This is a genomic window from Verrucomicrobiia bacterium (assembly GCA_019694135.1).
Classification (GTDB): Bacteria; Verrucomicrobiota; Verrucomicrobiia; order JADLBR01; family JAIBCM01; genus JAIBCM01.
The window spans coordinates 126,968-148,945 of sequence record JAIBCM010000001.1; the positions used below are offsets into that span (position 1 = coordinate 126,968).

General features: G+C 42.9%; 20 protein-coding genes. 4 read left to right on the forward strand and 16 right to left on the reverse strand.

Going from position 1 to position 21,978, the window contains the following annotated elements; translation table 11 throughout:
- The 14 genes from K1X66_00645 to K1X66_00710 form a co-directional block, all read right to left on the reverse strand.
- Positions 1-1,758, reverse strand: coding sequence for a hypothetical protein (locus tag K1X66_00645; protein ID MBX7156881.1), 1,758 nt, complete (start codon positions 1,756-1,758; stop codon positions 1-3).
- A 4-nt stretch (positions 1,759-1,762) separates the two neighbouring features.
- Complete coding sequence (hemL, locus tag K1X66_00650) at positions 1,763-3,055, reverse strand: glutamate-1-semialdehyde 2,1-aminomutase (protein ID MBX7156882.1); 1,293 nt, start codon at positions 3,053-3,055, stop codon at positions 1,763-1,765.
- Entirely contained in the window at positions 3,055-4,110 is a 1,056-nt protein-coding gene (locus tag K1X66_00655; GenBank protein ID MBX7156883.1) for a DUF5069 domain-containing protein, read from the reverse strand. The genes hemL and K1X66_00655 overlap by 1 nt, the downstream gene beginning before the upstream one ends.
- A 3-nt stretch (positions 4,111-4,113) precedes the next feature.
- Positions 4,114-4,332 carry a hypothetical protein gene (locus K1X66_00660; GenBank protein ID MBX7156884.1) on the reverse strand — a complete coding sequence of 73 codons (219 nt, stop codon included), beginning with the start codon at positions 4,330-4,332 and terminating at the stop codon, positions 4,114-4,116.
- Positions 4,329-5,102, reverse strand: a complete 774-nt coding sequence (locus K1X66_00665; protein ID MBX7156885.1) for an energy transducer TonB — start codon at positions 5,100-5,102, stop codon at positions 4,329-4,331. The genes K1X66_00660 and K1X66_00665 overlap by 4 nt, the downstream gene beginning before the upstream one ends.
- 2 nt (positions 5,103-5,104) lie before the next feature.
- The gene (locus K1X66_00670; GenBank protein MBX7156886.1) at positions 5,105-5,503 is read right to left on the reverse strand and encodes a biopolymer transporter ExbD; all 399 of its coding nucleotides are present in this window, start codon (positions 5,501-5,503) and stop codon (positions 5,105-5,107) included.
- Positions 5,500-6,171 (reverse strand): MotA/TolQ/ExbB proton channel family protein, encoded by a 672-nt coding sequence (locus tag K1X66_00675; GenBank protein MBX7156887.1) that lies wholly within the window; start codon positions 6,169-6,171, stop codon positions 5,500-5,502. The genes K1X66_00670 and K1X66_00675 overlap by 4 nt, the downstream gene beginning before the upstream one ends.
- A 74-nt stretch (positions 6,172-6,245) precedes the next feature.
- Positions 6,246-6,761 carry a hypothetical protein gene (locus K1X66_00680; protein MBX7156888.1) on the reverse strand — a complete coding sequence of 172 codons (516 nt, stop codon included), beginning with the start codon at positions 6,759-6,761 and terminating at the stop codon, positions 6,246-6,248.
- Positions 6,762-7,436: 675 nt separating this feature from the next.
- Positions 7,437-8,114, reverse strand: coding sequence for a hypothetical protein (locus K1X66_00685; protein MBX7156889.1), 678 nt, complete (start codon positions 8,112-8,114; stop codon positions 7,437-7,439).
- Between the two features lie 17 nt (positions 8,115-8,131).
- Complete coding sequence (locus tag K1X66_00690; GenBank protein ID MBX7156890.1) at positions 8,132-8,881, reverse strand: hypothetical protein; 750 nt, start codon at positions 8,879-8,881, stop codon at positions 8,132-8,134.
- A gap of 2 nt (positions 8,882-8,883) precedes the next feature.
- Complete coding sequence (locus K1X66_00695; GenBank protein MBX7156891.1) at positions 8,884-9,594, reverse strand: hypothetical protein; 711 nt, start codon at positions 9,592-9,594, stop codon at positions 8,884-8,886.
- The gene (locus K1X66_00700) at positions 9,521-10,207 is read right to left on the reverse strand and encodes a hypothetical protein (protein ID MBX7156892.1); all 687 of its coding nucleotides are present in this window, start codon (positions 10,205-10,207) and stop codon (positions 9,521-9,523) included. Before K1X66_00700 ends, K1X66_00695 begins: the two co-directional genes overlap by 74 nt.
- Positions 10,204-12,882: a hypothetical protein gene (locus tag K1X66_00705; protein ID MBX7156893.1), complete on the reverse strand. Its 2,679-nt coding sequence runs from the start codon at positions 12,880-12,882 to the stop codon at positions 10,204-10,206. The genes K1X66_00700 and K1X66_00705 overlap by 4 nt, the downstream gene beginning before the upstream one ends.
- 96 nt (positions 12,883-12,978) lie before the next feature.
- Positions 12,979-14,073 (reverse strand): hypothetical protein, encoded by a 1,095-nt coding sequence (locus K1X66_00710; protein ID MBX7156894.1) that lies wholly within the window; start codon positions 14,071-14,073, stop codon positions 12,979-12,981.
- A 240-nt stretch (positions 14,074-14,313) separates the two neighbouring features.
- On the opposite strand from K1X66_00710, the gene tgt reads away from it, so the two are divergent.
- From tgt to secD, 3 genes are read left to right on the forward strand one after another with little or no spacing between them, the layout of a single operon-like run.
- Positions 14,314-15,444, forward strand: coding sequence for a tRNA guanosine(34) transglycosylase Tgt (gene tgt, locus K1X66_00715; protein ID MBX7156895.1), 1,131 nt, complete (start codon positions 14,314-14,316; stop codon positions 15,442-15,444).
- A gap of 12 nt (positions 15,445-15,456) precedes the next feature.
- Positions 15,457-15,801 (forward strand): preprotein translocase subunit YajC, encoded by a 345-nt coding sequence (gene yajC / locus K1X66_00720; protein MBX7156896.1) that lies wholly within the window; start codon positions 15,457-15,459, stop codon positions 15,799-15,801.
- Positions 15,802-15,809: 8 nt separating this feature from the next.
- Entirely contained in the window at positions 15,810-18,110 is a 2,301-nt protein-coding gene (gene secD / locus K1X66_00725; protein MBX7156897.1) for a protein translocase subunit SecD, read from the forward strand.
- On the opposite strand, the gene K1X66_00730 is transcribed toward secD, so the two are convergent.
- Positions 18,100-19,536 carry a hypothetical protein gene (locus tag K1X66_00730; GenBank protein MBX7156898.1) on the reverse strand — a complete coding sequence of 479 codons (1,437 nt, stop codon included), beginning with the start codon at positions 19,534-19,536 and terminating at the stop codon, positions 18,100-18,102. The genes secD and K1X66_00730 overlap by 11 nt on opposite strands.
- 36 nt (positions 19,537-19,572) lie before the next feature.
- Positions 19,573-20,541 (reverse strand): hypothetical protein, encoded by a 969-nt coding sequence (locus tag K1X66_00735; protein ID MBX7156899.1) that lies wholly within the window; start codon positions 20,539-20,541, stop codon positions 19,573-19,575.
- A 93-nt stretch (positions 20,542-20,634) separates the two neighbouring features.
- Between K1X66_00735 and K1X66_00740 the strand changes: the two genes are divergently transcribed.
- Positions 20,635-21,897 (forward strand): glutamate-5-semialdehyde dehydrogenase, encoded by a 1,263-nt coding sequence (locus tag K1X66_00740; GenBank protein ID MBX7156900.1) that lies wholly within the window; start codon positions 20,635-20,637, stop codon positions 21,895-21,897.
- The last annotated feature ends 81 nt before the right edge of the window (positions 21,898-21,978 follow it).

Genomic DNA, 21,978 nt, shown 5'->3' on the forward strand with positions numbered 1-21,978 from the left:
TCATTTTACTGTAAAAGTGATTCCTGTTTTTCCTGTAATCTCTCCATCTAATCTTGTGCTTTCTTCCATAACTCGACTTGAAAAAATCGGGGAAGAATCGCTATCGGCATTAGCTAATACACTCATCACCGAAGGCGGCAAATTCTCCAACCGTTTCTCGCGAAAACGCATACCCATCTCAGGCGACAACAACCGAACAACCAATTCATTGGCGCTGCGTTGTTGATTCCATTGCCGCAACAAATCCCTCAATGAATCAGCCTTATCCGAGCCATCATTCCCAGGCCAAAAGGGAAAACGTCTTAAGGAACTAGCATCTTGTTGATCTTCTAGATAAAAAAGCTGACCATTAGCAACTTGCAACGTCACATCATCATCATGATTAAACTTATCCGGTAAAACAAAAGAGAAATTCTTCTGTAAAACTTCGCCATACTTAGGTCGCAACATCACACGCACCTTGATTTCCTGTCCCGGCTCCGGTCGTTGCGGTTCGATTTGGACAGACTCCACAGTAAACACCGATTCGCTAGGTTTCACTTGCAAATTCACATCAAAAAATTCAGGCTCCACTTTCTCCAAACGTTGCCCATACAAATCCCCTACACGTTGCGCCACACCAAAAATCAAACCCATTGCATCGCTTTCATCACCGCTTGAAAAAGCGTCAAAATTCAAAGGTTCATGACCTTTAAGACCTAATTGCCCTTTCAAAGCAACTGACCATTTTGCACTCGCCTCATCATTCTCCAATAAAACACTGCCCACCAAGCTGGCCAAAATTGCCGGCGTAAAAAGTTCATGCGAAACAAAATTACCTTCATAGATTTTCGGCTGCTGATCTTCCCATTGCACCGTAACGCGATAACGAGGCAAAGTCGGCACAGGCCCTACAACCCCGCCAACTGCCGAAAGACGATCCTGAGTCAAGGTTCCCACCGTTCGACGAACATTCGCCAACTTAAAAGGCATATAATAACTCGGAATTGTGCTAATAATTTCCGCTTCGCATAATGGCAACTCAACATCACCCCAACCAAACATAGGATGACCAAAAGCTAAAAGCTGATCTCCCTGCCGCCAAGTGACCGTTCCAGTTCCCGCCATATGCAAATCGCCCGTCAAAAAAGCCACTGAAACCGGCGCCCCCGGCAACAGTTCAGTCCCCCGCTGCGATTGTCCTCTGCCACCACCACCACCTGCCGCCATAAAAAAACCGGAACCCTCCCAAATTTTTTCCATTATTTTCTTAGCATAACCCGAAACACCACTCATGCTCAAAGGTAGAGAAAGCCAACCACTTTTTTCATCATTTTGTAGCCATGAATAACCAGGGAAAAAACGTTCAGGATGCCAAACTGTTTTAACATCCTTAGATTTTTGATTCACTACCAGCATATCTGCAATGGGAGTAAATCCACAATGTCCATCCTTTTCAAACACAGCAATTCTTCGCGAAAGTGCTCCGGCCAATTTTCCCTCAATATATAAAGGGCTTCCGCTCATGCCATGAACCGCACCCGTTAATTTCGTTTTCTCATCTACTAATTTAGCGATAATCAAATCCTTGCCCGGTCCCAAATAATCCTCCGAAACTCCCAAAACTTCTGTTTCCAACGGCACAATATTCGTACCTTGTAAAACCGTATAAGTTGTCCCCTTCATTCCGGCTTTAATTTGGGAAACCGGAAAAATCTCTTCAGCGCGCGAAACACAAATCGCACTCAAAAAAAACATAATTAAACTACCAATCTTCATTACTTTAAATCTTTTCCAAAGCTTGACGCGCCGCGCGCAGCGTCTTTTCCATTTCTTTGGCTCCATGCGCCATAGAAAGAAAGCCTGCTTCAAACTGAGACGGCGCCAAATAAATTCCCTGCTCCAACATTGCATGAAAAAACCGAGCAAACGCCTTGGTATCACTACGCTTCGCATCGGTTAAATTATGAATCTCTTGCTCGCAAAAATAGAGACAAAACATAGACCCTATTTGTTTAAACTGACATCTTTTCCCTTTTTCTCCTAACTGTTTTAAAAGTTCATTCATACTTTCAGCAAATTCGGATCCCAACTCATTAAGACGTCGGAACCCATGACTTGCTTCTAATTCTTTTAATTGCGCCAAACCTGCCGCCATAGCCAAAGGATTTCCCGACAAAGTTCCCGCCTGATAAACCGGCCCATCTGGCGCCAAATAATCCATAATATCCGAGCGCCCACCGAACGCGCCTACGGGTAAACCACCACCAATCACCTTACCAAACGCGCTCAAATCAGGTGTCACACCATAAATTTCTTGCGCCCCACCGCGAGCCAAACGAAATCCCGTCATGACCTCATCAAAAATTAAAAGCGCATCCCATTGCGAACATAATTTTCGCAATCCTTCTAAAAAACCAGATCGAGGCAAATACAAACCCGCATTCGCTGGAATCGGCTCCAAAATAATCGCCGCAATTTCCTTGCCTTGTTCGATAAAAACTTTTTCTACCAACTTCAAATCATTAAAAGGCAACACCGTCGTCAATTCCGCCAAAGCTTGTGGCACTCCTGCACTATCGGGCCTTCCTAATGTCAAAGCGCCACTACCGGCAGCCACCAAAAGCGAATCCACATGACCATGGTAACAGCCTTCGAATTTAATAATTCTTTCCCGTTTGGTAAACCCCCGCGCCAAACGAATGCAAGACATCGTCGCTTCGGTGCCACTATTGCAAAATCGCACTTTTTGAATCGAGGGCACCCATTCGATAATTTTTTTAGCTAAGCTCACTTCATAAGGATTCGGAATGCCAAAACTCAAACCCTTTTCCGCAGCTTGCTTGACTGCATGCACTACCGACTTGGCCGCATGCCCCAAAATATTGGGTCCCCAACTACAAACATAATCCACATAATCATTACCATCCACATCGAACACATAAGCCCCTTCCGCATGCTGCACAAAAAACGGTTTTCCACCCACAGCGCGAAAAGCGCGCACAGGCGAATTCACCCCACCGGGAATATAATTCAACGCTTCGGCAAATAATTTTTCTGAAAGTTCACGTTTCATTAAATTCTACCCTCCATTAAATCGATTAACTCTATAAAACTTTTTACATCATGACGACTGGGATCCGTCGAATCCAATAAATAACGAAACCGCGATAAACGCGCTGAATCCGATGGCCCCACAGCCAGCAATCTCCGATTAAAGGTTTCTTTTTCATCCTCGGAAAGAGGCTTCGCCTTTTTCTTCAACCATTCATAAATTTCATCGTCGCTAGCAGCTTCTTTAACCACTTCAATAAACAGGGTTGAATCTACTTTCAAAAGATCAAGCAAAAGACGATCAAATCCCACCGAAATAAAATTGTAACCGGGCAACTGATTTTTGGTGGCTAACCGCACTTTATCAATCAATCGCGGCAAATGCACTAACCCAAACGCCTTCTCACGTGGACTACGAAGATGCTTGGGAGAAAATTGGTAGGATGTTTTTAAATCATCCACAAAAAAAAGTTCTTTGCGCGGCAAACGCCCCGGATGCTTCCTAGTTTCAGAAGCATATCCCACTGACAATAACGTTGCAATTACGATATCATTCCGATCTTCAGCGCCAATCACTTTCTTAACCTCTTCCTCCTCCCAATCATTCAAAAAACAGCTCCCCAATCCAAAACTCTCCGCAGCCAAAGCCACATGCGCTGCCGCAATCATGGCATCTTTAATAGCAAACTCTCTCTGGCGAATTCCCATTTTTTCTTGAAAAGCCAAAGCCTCTGATTTTGCCCCATCGGCCATCTCTTGAGACCATGCCCCTGTCGCTTGCGCAGTTTCTAAAATTTGGGTCAATACCGATTTCCATCCTTGAAGCGAAGCCGTAAAAACAAATATCACAGGCGCTTCTTGAATTTGAGTTTGATGTCGAGTTACAGCACTCAACTTCTTCCTTTGCGCATCGCCCATTACTAAAACCACGCGCCAAGGTTGCAAGTTCCAATAGCTCGGCGCTTCTGCTGCGGCATCCACTAAAGCATTCAAAAGTGTGTCGGGCAGTAAATCAGACTTAAAATGTTGGACCGATCGACGTTTTTCAATCGCTTTTAAAACCGTAAGCTCGTTCATAAATTAATGATGATGAAAAATAAGTCGGGCGCCACAATGTTCACAACGATTTTGAAAAACGTTTTCATCACCTCGCCAAGGCTCAGCGCAAACAGGACATTTTCCTTTTTGTTGATTTTCTTTTCTTCTTAAAAAATGCCGAATGCTTTCCCTAATCCATAAAAGAATTACCACTGCCAAAAACCCTAGCAAATAAAAATGAAAAACTTGCGGTAAACTCATGGATTATCCTCCGAAGAAAGCGGAGTTTGCGGCCAGTAAAAAGTCAAAGTCGACCAAACTATCTTTTTTTCTGGATCCAAAGCAAATCGCAGTTGTCCCACTAATTTCACAGCTTCTTCATCCACTCCAATATTGCCCGACGAATTTTCAACTAAAGCGCTCTCGACCACTCCCTGAGCAGAAACGCCAACGCGCACTACCGTAGGCAAAAGAGGACGATCCGTAGCCTGCGCGCTCAAAGCAGGCATCAAACCCGAAAATCGCGATTTCAATTCTTCACCAATCACAATCGCTCCCAACTCTACAGTGCGAATGGGCTCTTTGCTTTTTTCCATTTGCGATGAAGCAGCCAAAGGAATTTGCAAAGCCGTTTCAGCTTGTTCCGGCAAACTTGCTTGATCGCCCGGCTCCAATAACTGGCGAGGCGACAAAGTTTTCAATTCACTTTCCAGAGATAATGGCAACAAAGCTAACCGCATATCCGAAGGCAAATTCGACAAAGTAGGCTTAGCAATCACACTCGGATCCTGAAATCGCAATTGAAAAGCAATATCCTGTCCCAAAAACAAATCGGACCCTTCAAAAAAAGCGCTTACCGTTGGAATCTTAGGAACTGAAGGAAATTGCGTTGCAGGCAGTTGGACTTTTAACTCTAACAAAGCGATTCCGTGTAATGCTAAAAAAAATAAAAATAATAAACTCAAACGACCATGCTGTGGCAATTTCCAATGGCCAAAATGGAAAAAAGAATGCTCGTGTGTTTTCGCCATGATTACTCTTTTTGCGTCGCTAAAACGACTTCGATGTGATTCATGAGCGCCTCGCGCATCACATACATTACTGAACCGTGAGCTACAGAAACGTCGGCCTTTAAAATGAGCGCTGCGTTAGGATTTTCTTGATTATAACGACGCAATGCCTCGCCTACTTGCTCCCATGCTAGTTTTTGATCATCAAAATAAACTTCACCATTAGCCGCTAAAGTAATCACACGCCGATTCGCAGAAGTCGCCGATCCCAAAATCGCTTCGGACAACACTACCGGCACGCCCGGTTGGGTGAGATAAACTGAACTTAACATAAAAAAAAGTAACAACAAAAACACAACATTCACCAAAGGCACCACATCCAACGGCCCTTTTACAATGGAAATGGAAGTGGATAATTTCACAGGGAGGAAGAAGCCAAAGAAACTTCCCTATTTTGTTTTTGAATTTCCTGTTCGGAACGAACTCCTTTTTCCGAAAGCGCTTGAACTATTTCGATCCCCGCTCGCTCCATATCGCGCATGAAATGATTAAGCCGCGTCACCAAAAAATTATACGCTGCATACGTAGGAATGGCCACACACAATCCCGCCGCTGCAGTAAGCAAAGCTTCCCAAATGCCTCCCGATAAATCCCCAGCCGTAGCCGTTCCGGACTTGGCTTGCATGGTCATAAAAACCGAAATCATCCCTGTAATCGTTCCCAACAAACCAATTAGAGGCGTTAAATAACCTAAAGTTGCCAAAGTCGAAAGATGCTGCTCCAATCGCGGCATCTGCAACTGAGCCACCTCTTGAACAATCTCCCGCAACTCCGATTTGGGCAAGTTGTGATGCTTAATCGCAGCATGCACCACTTGAGCCACAGGCCCATAAGCCTCCTCACAACGATCCAAAGCCTCTTGATATTGACGCCTTTGCACCAGATTAATAATGCCCGCCAAAAACTCTTCCGCTTTCAAATCTTGACGCCGAAAAAAAAGCCAACGCTCAAAAAAAATAGTCAACGCAACTGCACTGGCTATTAAAATAGGCCACATCAAAAAACCGCCGCGCTGAATCAACTCAAACATAATTTATACAGTGGCCGGTGACTTGTGATAAGTGACTCGTGACAAGTTACCAGTCACCCATTACCCGTTACTTATCACCAAATAAACGACCTCCGTTCCGCCATGATTTGATCCCCCTGCATAATCAATGCCCGCCACGAAGTCACCACCCCTTGCGTAAAATAAGCCTCACCCACAATTTCAAAAACCGCTTTTTGCCAACCTTTCGCATCGGAAAAAGGAACCTCTAAAAAATAAAGTTTATCCTTCGTATTTTTTTGGCGATATTCCAATCGCACCTTCACATTGCTTACTCTCTCTTTCGTATGCCAATTCACATAAAAATAATGGCCCCGTTTCGCGCGCCGCTGAGCCTGAGTCACCGCCCCAAAATTGTGATAACGCCTTTCAAAACGTAAACTTTTATCATCACTCACCGGCGTAACCTCAGGATCATTCACATATTCAGCGATTTTACCAAAAGAAAACCCGCCCGAGGGAGCCACTTCCGGCATCTTTCTCAAATCCGAAAAACTCAACTCTCGCTCTTCCTGAGCCAAAACAGAACTTGCAACCCAAGTCGCCAACAAAATTCCAAGCCAAATTCGCATGCTTCCTTGTAAATCTCAACACCCCGAATGTCAATGCCCCATCAAAACAACCGTTTTTCATACGCTGATCCATCAGTTGACAGATTGCCACGCAAATCCATTCCCTATTTCTGTGATCCTCAAAACTTGACACTACCCCCTGTTATCCCCTTCCCAGCAGTTGCGTGGACGGGATCTCTATTCGCGACCGCCTGCAGCAATTGCGCAGCATTTCGAGCAAGTGATTCGCGGGCAAAATCCGTTCTCAGCCAACTTACCCCATCTTAACCTCGCCTATATATTAACGTAAATATGTGAAAATCAGTGAAATCTTTGAGAATAAAAGACAGCTTTAAAACCCACTTTTTCTGAAAATTTATAAAATATCAAGTTATTATAAATAAATAACTTAAATTAAGTAATAAACAAAATTGTTCACTCATTATACCAAAGGTATAAATTTTAAAACTACCTGTTAATCTCCCCTAATCATGCAAATATTTTACCTGTACCATTTTCGCATCCCTCAGCAGTCAGTAATTTTCGAACCTATTCGCGCCCGCCTGCAGCGATTGCGCAGCATTTCGGGCAGGTCATTCGCCGGCAAGTTTTAGTTGATTCCAACTTGTCTTATTTCATCAATAATCAAGAGTCGACCCCGTAAACATATATAAAGCCTTTCCAAAAGATTTATTTTCATTTTTTATCTCTAACAAAATATGTGTTTACACGATAATTCTCGAATACTATGGCAGATGAATCCCAAGCAAACCATTTTAGGACAGCTCGACTTTTAAGAACCAATACTCCATTGAGAGGTTTATTTTCTCTCGAAGCGTTTTGCCAACTTTTGGGATAAGCACTTGATGGGTGGAAGCTTGGAAGCGCTTCAATGAGTGACTGAGAAGTATAATTACTTGATTTATTCCATGGAAAAGTAGCGACACAAAATACATTTTCTGGAGTTGGAAAAGGAAGGTCATTAATGTCCATATCAAATTGGGGACATTTCTTTCGTTTGGACGGTAACTTGGGCAAATAATAAGCTGAGGTATGATTTTCAAAATCGAAGATTTCTAAATAATGTGCATCTTGAGTCGTAAAAAATAGAACGCTTTTATCTTTTAACACAATCACCCCTCGTTGATCATGAGCATATTTTGCCCAGGGAGGATTTTCTTTAGCTGGAAGCCTTTTATAGAAAGGAAGTGCAGAAAAAATATAATTACAGGATATATAATTGTTGGTTGATATTGTATAAGTGGCAACGGAAAAAATCTGATCTTGATGCGGCATTTCTACAGCTTTGACAAAAGCTATTTTAAAAAAGAAAATGCCCAAAATAATTATTTTTTTCAAATGTTTTTCAGTCATCTAAAACTTATTTATTTTTACTTAGAACCAGGAATTGGTGCAGTATTAGTTTTGGATTCTTTTGCCATTTCATCATCTAGAGCTTGTTCATAGGTTCGTGGGTCAACTCTTACGCCATACTTTCGCGATAATTCATCGGATCCTATTTCTTTTGCGGAAGAAACAAAGGCGGAACGGTTTGGTTTATAGCCTCGTTCCGCTCTTAGACGCTCTACTTTATCTACAATCGTATCAGATACGGATGTAAAATATTTGGCTGCTATCTCGATTCCCTTGCCCTCCAGCTCATATGTTTTTTCATTGCGCCGGATATAGCCAAGGTCTTTTTCTATAATTTTTTCTCCATCGAAGATATATGCTGTATATCCTCCTGTTCCACCACCTGCAGTTCCCCATTTTATAATTCCATAAGCATTAATTTCATCGATCCTTCCGAGATAAAAACCATTAGGGTAAAGAAGTATTTGTCCTACATGGTTAACTCCATTCTTGACCTGTTTGTAAACATGAAACAAATTACCTTGCTTCCCATCTCGATCTAATGACGAAGACACAAGAACTTCTTTTTTACTATCATTGTTTAAATCAATATCAAAACGATAAACTTTATCGCTAAGATAGTAGCGACGCTCAAAGCGGCCCAAAAGAATTTCTTGTGAACGGACTAAATAATCAGCTATTGGGTCTGTAATCTCAACTGCTTGTGTAACAAATCTAAATATTAATGTGATAATTACTACAGCGATTGTGTTTTTAAAAAGATTCATATTTAATTTTTTCTATATTCTTCCATGATTTTTGTAACATAAGGTTCATTAGCTTTGGGTGCATTCTTGGGTTTAAATTGCCATCTTTTTTGGGGATCGGGTTCGTTAGGAATAAATTTTAGCCACACATAATAACCACCATTATATAAAGTAATCGTCAAACCATCTCTACCAGTTACTGTGTGACCATCATTATAATTTGCAGCGACGGGAAAACCAGTAACACCCATTTGGGCACTTACATCAAAAAGAGGTGGTTCAACAAATTGATTGGTATATTGTTGTTGGATTTGGTTAAGATATTGATCGACACCTTTTTTCTTGTCCGTCAGTTCTTTAATCGCAACTGTATTGTTTTCTTGCCAACTATAAACTTGTTTAGTATCCACATAAATACCTTCATCGGTGTCGTCTCGTTGAAATACTCCCCAGCCATTTGGGTCACCCCAGTTTGGAAGCTCAAGATTACCGGGGCCATCACCGCCTGAATTAAATTGATTATAAATTTGGTTTCCTTGACGACTTTCGTGTTTTGCTATGGCCCAGGCATACCAAAATTGTTCTTGGTGATTTTCTATATAACTTTTCGCTTCATCATCCTTGGGATTCTTGCCTCTGATTTTGAATTCAAATTTACTACTATTTAGAGCTCGGAATTGGTTGTGCATTGGTTTTTGATTCCCTCGCCATTTCTTCGTCCAATGCTTGTTCATAAGTGAGTGGATCAACCCTTAAGCCATATCTTTTTGCGAGTTCTTGAATTGGAATTTCTTGAATTATATCTTTCCCGCGAACCATTTTATCGTCGAGATATTTCTTGAAAAGCTCGCGCTTTTTTAAAAGCACATTATCTTCAAATTTATATGTTTTTTCATTGCGTTCGATTCGCGCAAATATTGTTTCAGTTATTTTTTCCCCGTCAAATAAATATGCATTAAAATTACCTGTCCCCCCTCCCCCCGGGCCAAAACAGACAAGTCCATATTGTCCCAACTCATCTATATGCCCTATATAAAATTGATTTTCATGAAATGTCATCTCCCCTACATATTCAAACTCACCATTAATTTTCTGATGGATTTTCCATATATTTCCCTGATGTCCATCTATATCTCGTGACAAAGAGAGGAGCATTTCTTTTTTCCCATCATTGTTAAGATCAATATCGATACGCAGCAATCTGTCGCTTTTAAAAAAATTACTGGGGTGGGTTGATAAAAAAGAAGGATGAGGTGAGTGAAGAAAATCTCTTACTGGATCAGTGGTTGCAAACGACTTCTGAATTATTAACAAGCTCAGGATAAAGATAGAAAATTTAGTTTTCATTCGGTTATTGCGGTTTTTTCTTCATATTCTTGAAGAACTTTGTAGAGATAATTTTTCGAGTTAGGATGATAAAGCCATTTCGGGCTGCGATTAGGATTAAAGTCCCAAGGAATGCTGCAGTTAACTCCATCAACGATAAAGGTAGGACATCCCTCACCTCCATTATAAAGCGTCACAGTTCCAGCTTCGAGAGCTGACATATGTGTTGTTGTTCCGGGATGCACCCAATCATTAGGAGGTTTTTTCGCGTCTTGATCGTTGGGCCATTTGGCAGCAACTGCTATAAAAAAATGCTCCATTAATGTTTTCTTTTGCTTCAACTCCTTATAAAATTTATCGATATTTTCTTTCCAACTATAAACCTCTTTTGTATTTGCCGTGACTTCTAATGGCTTATCAAGTTGCGCAATACCCCAACCATCCGGTGGCCCATAGTTTGGCTGTTCTTTAGGTGGATCATTAGCGTTAAACTGATTATAAACATGATCGCTAGTCGTCCCACGACTCTCATGCTGCACCATCGCCCACGCATACTTATATTCTCCCTGAGTTGATACAATATGGCTCTTCGCTTCGGCATCCCTCGGATTCTTGCCACGGATTTTGAACTCAAATTTTTGCTCTGGGCCGAGATAGTTATCTTGAGCATCTTTGATGTGATAATAAAGCGTACACTTGCCACCGACGAATTCCGCCTTACCCGTAAAAGAATCATAAATCTTCCAAGGCTCGCTCATAGGAATTTCGATGGTTCCGTCTTCAGGAATATTCATATCATCTTTGGTATTGCGTTCGGGGCGTTCTGTTTTAATTTCCATGCGCCATTCTACCATCATACCCGTAAAAGAACCTTTGCCAATGCGCGCTTCTAATTTTGGCATTTGCGGTTTGCCAGTGATGTAAGCCACGTTATCCGGCCCGTGGGCTTTAATGATTTTTTCTTCGCTTTCTCCCATATCTGTTGTGTCTTGGGAAGTGGGACGATTGAGTTGTTTTAATTCCACCGGCAGCATCACGACGGCTTTTGGTGCGCCATCCATGATAGCTTGACCCGCAATAGCGCCGTCATTGTTAATGTCGTTGGCCCAGGTAATCTGCCAGCCATTATCGTCGGGAAGAGTTTGAGTCACGGGAAACTTTTCATAAACTTGCGATTCAGGATTTTTGCGAAACATAAAGGCATTGCCTTGAGAATCATTAATGAGCGTTTCCTCTTTATCATTAACACTGGTGGCATAACCGCCACCCAACACAAAACCACCCCCACCACCCGCGCCGACTAACAGTGCCCAATCCTTCTTTTGACCCGCAATCTGATTCTGGTTATTAATCGAAAAACCCGCATCTAACGCGCCAAGAAACTGGGCCGAAGCTCCTGCACTAGCCCAATACTGGCAGTTATCCACAGTTTGATTCCCTTCCACATGCGCATACCAACCGGCCACAAAAGCCCCTTGGGCATTGATACTAAAACCTTCCTGACTATCCATCCAAAACTGATACTCCGGAGCAAAAGCAATTTTCATACCCGCCTGCGGGGTCCAAAACATAGGAATTGCCTCACTATAATTCGCGGTTGCTTCTTTATAATTTTGATATTCATCATAATACCAATAAGTATACTGCCACTGAGCTATCGCAAAACCTAGCGTCTGACGCGAATCATTCATCGCATAAGCCCGCTTGCTTTTCAACCCCTGATAAGAATAACTCAGCATATGCGGATCTTGCAAAATGGCCTCTGGCACCTTCGGCGAATTCCATTCACCCAACTCAATGGCTTCACCACTCTCCAAATTAACAATGCTTGAATTCACATCGCCTTGTTTAGGACACAGCAAAATATCGCCTCCCTCATTCAAATCATAAACCCTATTACCTGGCCAATAATCGACTTGCCCTTTATGAAGAGTAAAATAAATAGCCCCTTGCCTTCCCACCAAATCACCCACCTCATTAACCTTCAATCCCATTCCTTCCAACCCAAAATCAACCACCGCATAACTCGGGACATCATCGGGATTAGGCGGCGGATTGGGATCCAAAGGATCCGTCCCATCCTGAGCCTCCTGACCATTAGACACCCCATCCCCATCGGCATCATCATCCGCCCCTTGCTGCTCCAAATCACCCCACAACACCACCTCCACACCATCATCCAACCCATCATTATCCTCATCCACCCAATTCGGAGGCTTAGGCTTCCACTTATCCAGGTCAAAACTGAAAACAAACTTCAACTGACCCTGATTCACCAAAGCAAAATTCGCATCATCATCCTTATTAGTCGTCCAAGGATAACTATTGGTATACCCTTCCTGGATCAACCGATCATAAAAAAACTGAGCAACATATTTTAACTGACCTTGATTGACCGGAGCATAATTACCATTGGTCTTAGAAAAACTCTCCACCAAATCCAAACAATCCCCCGCGCCATTAGGGAGCTTCTCCTCCAACTCCAAAGCCGCCTGAAAAGCCACATGCTTGAGCTGTCCCACATTGACCGGTCCATAATTGTCAGCAGCCAAATTGGTATTAATCACCCCGCGCGTAATCCACCATTTGGGAACCGCAGCGGCACTAACCAAACTGACAAACAAAAAAACCAAACACCATTGCACCGCGGAGGTCGCAGAGAGCGCGGAGAAAATCTTTAAAACTTTAAACTTCATTTTCTTAAAAATCTTAAACTTTTTCTTTTTTTATTTTCCTCTGCGAAACTCTGCGTTCTCTGCGGTTAATAGCCGTTGCCTGTTACTAGTCACCTCTTACTTAAACTGTCCCATCGGAATATCGCCTTGTGGTTGCAAATAAAGTTTGCCATTCACCTGCAAATCTCCACCAACATAAGCGCTACTCATCATCTCAGTCACACCTGAAACCATCACATCGCCTTCTGCGCTAATGTTATCGGTATTAATATCATTAAAATAGCTATAGCCTTTCACCGTGGCATTGCCTTTCACCACTGCATCTCCATTCTTCTTCACCGTGAACGCATTGGAACGTTGGTTGCCCGTGACACCATTGCCCACCACAAACAAATCATCGGTAGCCACCCAATCTTCGGCAGAACCTTGAGCCACATTATAACGACCTACCACCACTTGACTCATGCCTTGAGCAATCGTGCCTAAACCCAAAGAAAAAGCCGATTCACCACTTGCTGTAACCGTTTCACCCATCGCTACAGAACCATAACCACTAGCCGTAGCAAAACCTCCCACCGCAAAAGATAAATCCCCACTTGCAATCGTCTTTTCTCCCAACGCTACAGCGGCTCCTCCACTTGCCAAAGATTGGTTGCCCGCCGCAAACGCAGAAAAACCCGTCGCCGTGGCATAACCCAAAGCCGTCTTATCTGTTCCTTTTGCCACATAACGCCCATCACCCAACTTCCTAGTCAGAATACTGCCATCACCCGAAAGCGACTGATTAGGCATCACACTATTATTACCATTAACCGTCAAAGAATTCTGAAACACAGAATTGTTCCCACCCGGCACCAACCACACCTTCCACTGACCATAAGAATCATAAAGCACCAACGAATGATCCACATCCAACCGCATCATCGGCAACCAACTATTATTGCCATTCCACCTTTCCCAAGTCCAACCGGCCGTCGGTCGATTCAAACTAAAGCGAAACTCCCCATACTCATCATCCGGATAATCCGTGTAATTCAAACTCACCCCCGCCTCATTAGTCTGCCCCTGCCACGAACCCAAATTCAAAACATTGCCCTGCACATCCAAATTACCCGTTACTGTCAAATCTGCGGCACGAACAACGGCGATGGCAAAAATAAAACTACAAAAAAGAATGATTTGTTTTTTCATGACACCAAAAATGACTCCCACACAGAAAATTAGCAAGAAAAAAACTGTGAAAATTAACTATAAGTAACTCTTATACAATGTATTAGATTTTCTTATAGTTGCTCTTTGAGACGTAGGATACAGCAGGATAAGCAGTTAGGTAAAAAGCTTGAACCCTTGCTCTACATTGCTTAGTGATTATTTTTGCTTTGCTATTTACTAAAAACTGATCGCTTTAATCTTTATTTTTCATTCTTTCGACCTATCGTGACGATTTTTCTCATGTCAGCTTTTTCACTTCTTAAAACCGATGGCGGTGCGCGGCTGGGTCAGTTGACCACGGCGCATGGGGTGATTGAAACGCCTGTTTTTATGCCCGTAGGCACGCAGGGTTCCGTGAAAGCGGTTTCACCTCGCGAATTGGTGGAAATGCAATTTCCGATTATTTTAGGCAATACTTATCATCTTTTTATTCGTCCTGGATTAAAAGTTTTCCACACGGTTGGTGGCTTGCATCGTTTTAATAGTTGGAATGGGGCGATTTTGACTGATAGCGGCGGGTTTCAAGTTTTTAGTTTAGCCAAATTAAGAAAAATTACTGAGCACGGCGTGCATTTTCAAAGTCATGTCGATGGCACGCCACTTTTTTTAGGGCCGAAAGAAGCACTGGATATTCAAGCCATTCTGGGTAGCGATATCGCGATGTTGTTTGACGAATGTCCGCCCTGTCCTGCGGAAAAAAGTGTTGTAGCAGAAGCCGTGCGACGCACTTTGCAATGGGCAGAGCAAGCTAAAGAATATTTAGTTTCAGGAAATTTACCTTCTTCGCCCACTGCCGATCGCTTGCATTTTGCTATTGTGCAGGGCGGCACTTATACGGATTTGCGTCAAGAATGCGCAGAACGTTTGATTGAGTTAGGTTTTGATGGTTACGCGATTGGTGGAGTGAGCGTGGGCGAGCCGCAACCGGAAATGTTTGCGGCGGTGGAAGCGACAACACCTCATCTGCCCACAACCCATGCGCGTTATGCGATGGGATTAGGCATGCCACATCAAATGGTTGAGATGGTGGCGCGCGGTGTGGATATGTTTGATTGTGTGTTGCCGACGCGGTTGGCGCGTAATGGAACGGCTTTTGTTGCTACGGGTCTTTTGAATTTGGTCAATGCCGAGTTTACTGAGGACACGAATCCGATTGAAAAAGATTGTCACTGTTATGCTTGTCAAAATTTTTCTCGGGCTTACATTCGCCATTTATTGAAAGCGAAAGAAATTCTGGGGTTGCGTTTGGTCAGCCTGCATAATTTACATTTCTATGGAGAACTTATGAGACAAATTCGAAAGGCGATTCGTGAAGAGCGATTTGACGCTTTTCGGAAAAATTTTGTATCAACTTTTCAATCTAAAAATTAAGGACAACATATTATGATGCACTATTTATTAATGGCACCCCCTCCCTCAACCACTCCCGGCACGCAACCTACCGCGCCAGGCTGGACAAGTTTCGTTCCGATTTTGTTGATGATCGTGGTTTTTTATTTTCTTCTGATTCGTCCTCAACAGAAAAAAGCTAAGGACCATCAAAAAATGTTGGAATCCATCGATACGGGGGATGAAGTGATTACGGCAGGGGGCATAGTGGGCGTGGTGGCTAATCGCAAGGATAAAACTCTTGTTATCAAAGTGGCAGAAAATGTAAAAATCGAGGTTTTAAAATCGGCAATTCAAACCGTAAGAAAAGCCGATAACGCCAGTTCAACCCAAGCTTAATTTAAGTTATGCAAACATCGCTGCTTTTTTTTGGAGGATTACTTTTTCTCATCCTTTTTATCTGGTATTTAGCCGCAACGGAACGCCGCATGCGACTTGGCGTGGGGCTGGCGCTTTGGCTCACTTTATTTGCCCTATGCGCTGTATCCGTCTATCCTCCCAAAGAAACGGTTCGCTTAGGGTTGGATTTAAAAGGGGGCACCTCTTTTTTGATTGAATTGGACGGAAATCCCACACCCGATGCGTTGCAACAAGCCGTAGCCGTCATTCGTAAACGCATTGATAAATTTGGTGTGGCGGAACCTTTGATTCAGCCTGCTGGCGAAAAAAGAATCATGGTGCAAATTCCCGGGCTTTCTGCTGCGGATAAAAATACGGCTCGCTCACAACTGGAAAAAGTTGCGCGTTTAGAGTTTCGACTTGTCCACCCTAATAACAATAACGAAATCGAAAAAATAGAAAAAGGCGCGCCGGTGCCTGCAAACTATGAATTAAAAGAGCTCAAAGACATGCAAGCAGGCAAAGAAGTCACCAGTAAGCTGCTTGTGAAACGGCGTGTAGAGTTGAGCGGCAATTTGGTGGCTCGCGCATTTCGCTACATTCAGCCAACAGGCGAATCTGCAGTTTCGATTGAATTCAAATCGGAAGGCAAAGAGATTTTCGGCAAATTAACAGAAGCCCATGTTGGTGAACGTTTGGCGATTGTTTTGGATGGAGAAGTGAAAAGCGCGCCAGCTATTCGCCAACCCATCTACGGTGGAAGTGCAGAAATTTCTGGCAATTTTACTCCACAAGAAGCTGAAGAATTGGCAAGCGTGTTAGAAAATCCTTTGGAAACACCCGTTCAAATTATCGAGGAACGCGGCGTGGATCCCAGTTTGGGACGCGACTCGATTCGCAGCGGAATTTTAGCAGCTTGCTATGGTGCCGCAGCTGTTATTTTGTTCATGTTAATTTATTATCGTTTCCTAGGCGTGATAGCCGTTTGTGCGTTATTGATTAATTTATTGATTCTTTTCGGTTTGCTAGCGCAATTTCATTTCACGCTCACGCTTCCGGGTATTGCAGGCATTATTTTGACCTTGGGCATGGCGGTGGATGCCAATGTGTTAATTTACGAACGTATTCGCGAGGAAATGGCGGCGGGGAAACCGATTTCTGCTGCGATTACTTCTGGCTTTGATAAAGCATTCAGTTCGATTTTGGATGCTAACGTAACCACCATTATCACATCAGCCATTCTCTTTTGGCAAGGAAGTGGCGCAGTGCAGGGATTTGCTGTTACTTTAACCCTTGGCATTTTAGGCACGCTCTTTGCCGCGTTGATTATCACTCGCAATCTACTGGAATGGAAAGATGTCAAAACCGGTTACCAAAAACTGACAATTATGCAGTTTGTCAAACGTCCGAATTTTAACTTTATGAAATATCGGTTTCTCGCTTTTGCGCTTTCCGGAATCGTCTTAATCGCAGGCATGGGCGCTTTCGTTATGAAAGGCAATGATGTTTACAGTGTCGATTTTACGGGTGGCGAGGCACTAACGCTGAGTTACTCGCAAAAGCAAAACGTTGGCCAATTACGCGCCAGTTTAGAAAAAGCAGGCATTCAAGATGCGGTTTTGCAAAGCCAAAAGTCGCCTGATGGCCAACATGAAGCGCTTTTGGTAAAAACTCAGTTTGGCCAGGGAGACCAAGCTGAAAAGGTATTGCTCGAGCAATTTCCTCAAGCCGGTTTCTCACGTATTTCATTGGATAAAGTGGGCCCCGTGGTAGGAACAGAGCTCAAAAATAAATCGGCCTTTGCTTTGCTGCTCGCGCTGTTGGGCATTCTCATTTATGTCACGATTCGTTTTGAATTTTCCTTTGCGATTGGTGCTATTGTCGCCTTGCTCCACGACGTGTTGATTACAGTGGGAGTTTTTGCTCTAACCGATCATAAACTTTCATTAACCGTTGTAGGCGCTGTTCTAGCGATTGCGGGTTATTCCATTAATGATACGATTGTGGTGTTTGATCGCATCCGCGAAAGTTTGCGTCTTTCGGAAAAAGGATCGCTCATGACTTTGATTGATCGTGCGCTCAATGCGACTTTGAGCCGCACTCTCTTAACCTCAGGCACCACTTTGCTCAGTGTCATCGCGTTATTTATTTTCGGCGGCCCAGTCATTCACGATTTTGCTTTTGCCTTATTGATAGGCATTGCAGCCGGCACTTATTCCTCACTTTACATTGCCAGTCCGATCGTATTGTGGTGGACAGGCAACCGAACCGAATGGCTCAAATCGCAAGTAGCTCCGGCTAAGGCTTAACTGAAGGTGCGGGAGAAGTCTGAGTTTGCTGATAATAAGTCCCAGGATCTTTTAAAATCGGACTTTTAAGCATGACTTCTATTTGTTCCGGGGTCAATTGATGTTGTCCATCAATTGTAGTGTCTCGAGCCAGAGGCGCTACAAACATCAAATTGAGTTTATCCAAAGGCGGAAGACTATCATAAATTTCTCCTAAAGTCCCATGTGAAAAGTCGCTATAGCTCAAGCTAGAAGTATTGAAATGACCTCCATCATCATGTCCAAATACTTTCTGTTTTCCGATGAGGATATGAACGCTTTCATGAGCCGCAATATTGGCAGGCACATTTCGATTTTCATTACCTATACCAATAAATAAACTATTATTAATATTACGATAACTGCCCTGCCCTCCAGTCAGTCCAACGCCAAAAGCATAAGCCTCAATACCATAAACATTCTGATCGCCTTCAATATAAGCATGCTCACCACCCACCAAGATCATGCGAATACCTTCATCCGGCGAATAATCTCCACTGGATTCCATCGCTAGCATCACCATTTCTTTTTGAGACAAACCCTTTGTTATATCAATATCCAACGAAAGATCGAGAATCAGAGGTTTTTTCGCAACAACTAAGATCGAAGCTTGCGCAAAATGCTCTCTTATAGACTGCAAATGTCTGGCAATGTCTTGCTCGGTAGCTATGGGATTGCCATTTTTGTCTTTGTAAATGATGGGTTGAATTTCCAAAACTTTTTCAGGCGGAACTGATGCTTCAACATTTAAGGTCTGCCCCAAAGTTTCGTCTCGATAACTCACCGTCACCTTGCTGCCCAACTCAGCAAGAAAAGTTTGATCTTCAGGGGAATTATCGGGTTGACCATTAACACGATGTTGATCAAAAACCTGACTGGAAACCAAAATAAGTTCCTTAGTGCGAAAGGTTCCAGGCTTACCAGGAACTTCGTAGAGCTTTATTTTTGATGAATCTTGGTAAGAGCTTTGCGTAGGGTCGGAAGTTTGCGTCTTAAGATCCATCTCAATACTTCCTTTTCCAGCCAAGGCCGGATTTTCATATTCCACAAAGAAATGATCATCGGAATTTTCAGGATAAAGTTCCGGTGCGGAAAGCACTTGAAACCCTATTTCCTCACCCAAAATAACGGCTCCCTGGCGAATCACCATATCCCCAGAATAATCTCTGACCTCTGCTGGAGTTGCTTTCCCATCGCGATCGGCATCCACACGAATGGTTTGCGTTTTCAAATCAATCGTGCCAATGGGTCTTCGAGGTTCAATACTATCTACAAGGTTAGCAACCTTCAATTGATCAACCGATTTACCATTTTTGTTAATGAAGCGCAGCGCAGGCTTTGCTTGAGAAGCTAGAATTTTTTCTAAACGCTGAGGATTCGCCTGTTTTTTATTTTTATCTAAGGCCATAGTATTTCAATTTAAAAAACGTAATTTTTTTAAACATTAAATTCTTATCGGCATATCTGGACCCACAGGAGCAGGAGGTTGAGGCCGAGGAGCTCTGGGAATAATTTCTCGTGGCCCAACCGTTTCGTTCTCTTTTTCCAGATAAGGCGATCGCTGAATAGTTTCAATTTGATCGGGAGTCAAACCCCCTTCGCTAACAAAGAAATTTTTCGAATTCAACATTCTTGATTTCATTAAAACATCATCTCCCACAAACAACATTTTAGCTTTCGGCGCATCGGGATATGTTTTATTCACATGACGAACCAGCCGCCTCATTTCCCTAGGATTCAACCCGTCCTCTAAATTAATCCCGGGAGGCAACGGTATTATCTTTAAATCCGTTTCTTTCGCTTGGATGCCCTTCAAAGCTAAATCTGTTTCTATTTTATCTTGATAAATCTCGCGTTTATCCTCATCGAATGGCTTTTCAGAGCCCACAAAAACGACTGTTTGATAATTGAAAACTTTTTCCACAGGAATCTTGACGGAAAGGGTTTCAGACAAGGGGACGATATGAGTTGGACGACCCGATGTATAACAATCCACTATTCTTTGTTTTCCATCATAAGTTACCTGAATTCTATCTCCCAACTTTGCCACTATTGGGATAACTTTATCTCCATCCATTTGATCCACTAAATCGTAGCTTGGCACTAAAGCAAGAGGTAACGAAACGTAACATCCTGAGCCTGGTGGATTTTCAAAAAGATCAATGGCTAAAATTTTAGGAAACCCTTGCGGACCTATACGCATATCAACTTGAATCTTTCCCTGACCAGCTAGATCTTTATTTTGATATTGAATATAAAAATAACCTTCTTGATTTTTTCCTTCGGTTAATTGAGGAGTCGTTACAGGTTTTTTATCTGCACCAAGAAATTGCAATCCCGTTTTTCTTTCATAAGGCGCTAAACATGAAGTTATTTTATCCGAAGGACTTTTTTCTATAAAATATTCCGCCATGACTTTACTAATAAAACATTATTTATTCTGAATGCAAAATAAAAAAATGAGAAAGACGTGTTTTTTTTAAAAAATTGCTTTAAGAAAAAATGTATGGCGGAACAATTAAAAAAACAAATATTTCAGCTAGGTCAAAATGCCCGAGAGGCTGCACGCGTCTTGGCTAAGACTTCTTCTGCTTTGAAAAATAAAGCCTTGGAAACCATCGCAAACGAGCTGGAAATAGAAAAAGCCACTTTATTAGTAGAAAATAAAAAAGATATCGAAAATGCTAAAGAAAAAGGCCTTTCTTCGGCCATGATTGATCGTTTGACATTAAGCGAAAAACGCATCACTGACATGGCACGAGGCGCCCGAGAAGTCGCCGCACTCCAAGATCCCGTTGGCGAAATCATTCGCGAATGGGATAGACCTAATGGACTGCATATTGTGAAACGGCGGGTGCCGATCGGAGTCATAGGCATCATTTACGAATCGCGTCCCAACGTCACTTGCGATGCTGCAGTGCTTTGTTTAAAAACCGGCAACGCCACTATTTTACGCGGTGGTAGCGAAGCATTTCATTCGAACCAAGCTATTGTCGCAGTCATGAGTCGCGCCTTAGAAAAAGCGGGTCTTCCTCAAACCAGCATTCAATTGATCGCCTCTACCGACCGTGACGCTGTAAAATTATTATGTGAAATGGATCAATATTTGGATGTTATCATTCCTCGCGGCGGCCATTCTCTCATTGAAACCGTTGTCAACCATGCGCGCATGCCCGTTATCAAACATTACCACGGCGTTTGCCATGTTTTTGTGGATCGCGATGCCGATTTGAAAATGGCAAAAGAAATTATCGTCAACGCCAAATGCCAGCGCCCTGGCGTTTGTAATGCCATGGAAACACTCTTGGTAGATGAAACGATCGCCGAAAAATTTCTGCCACAAATCGCAAAAGCGCTCACAGAAAAAAATGTGGAATTGCGCGGCGATGCTGCCAGCAAAAAAATGGTGCCCTCCATGAAAGAAGCCACTGAAAAAGATTGGACAACCGAATATCTCGACCTGATTTTAAGCGTGCGCATCGTCCCTGATGTCAATGCTGCCATGGATCACTTAGAACGTTACGGCTCACATCACTCCGACACCATCGTCACCAAAAATAAAGTAACAGCCGAACGCTTTTTAAATGAAGTGGATTCCGCCACGGTTTATTGGAATGCCAGCACCCGCTTTACCGACGGGGGCGAATTTGGTTTTGGTGCAGAAATTGGGATTAGCACTGACAAATTGCATGCTCGCGGTCCAATGGGTCTTGAGGAATTAACCACCTACAAATATCAAATAATCGGCCAAGGACAGATAAGAAATTAAAGCAATGCCATAGCATTGTGGATAACTAAAAACTTAAAATCACAAATTTGCTTTTTAAAAAATTCTCGTATATTGCTCGTT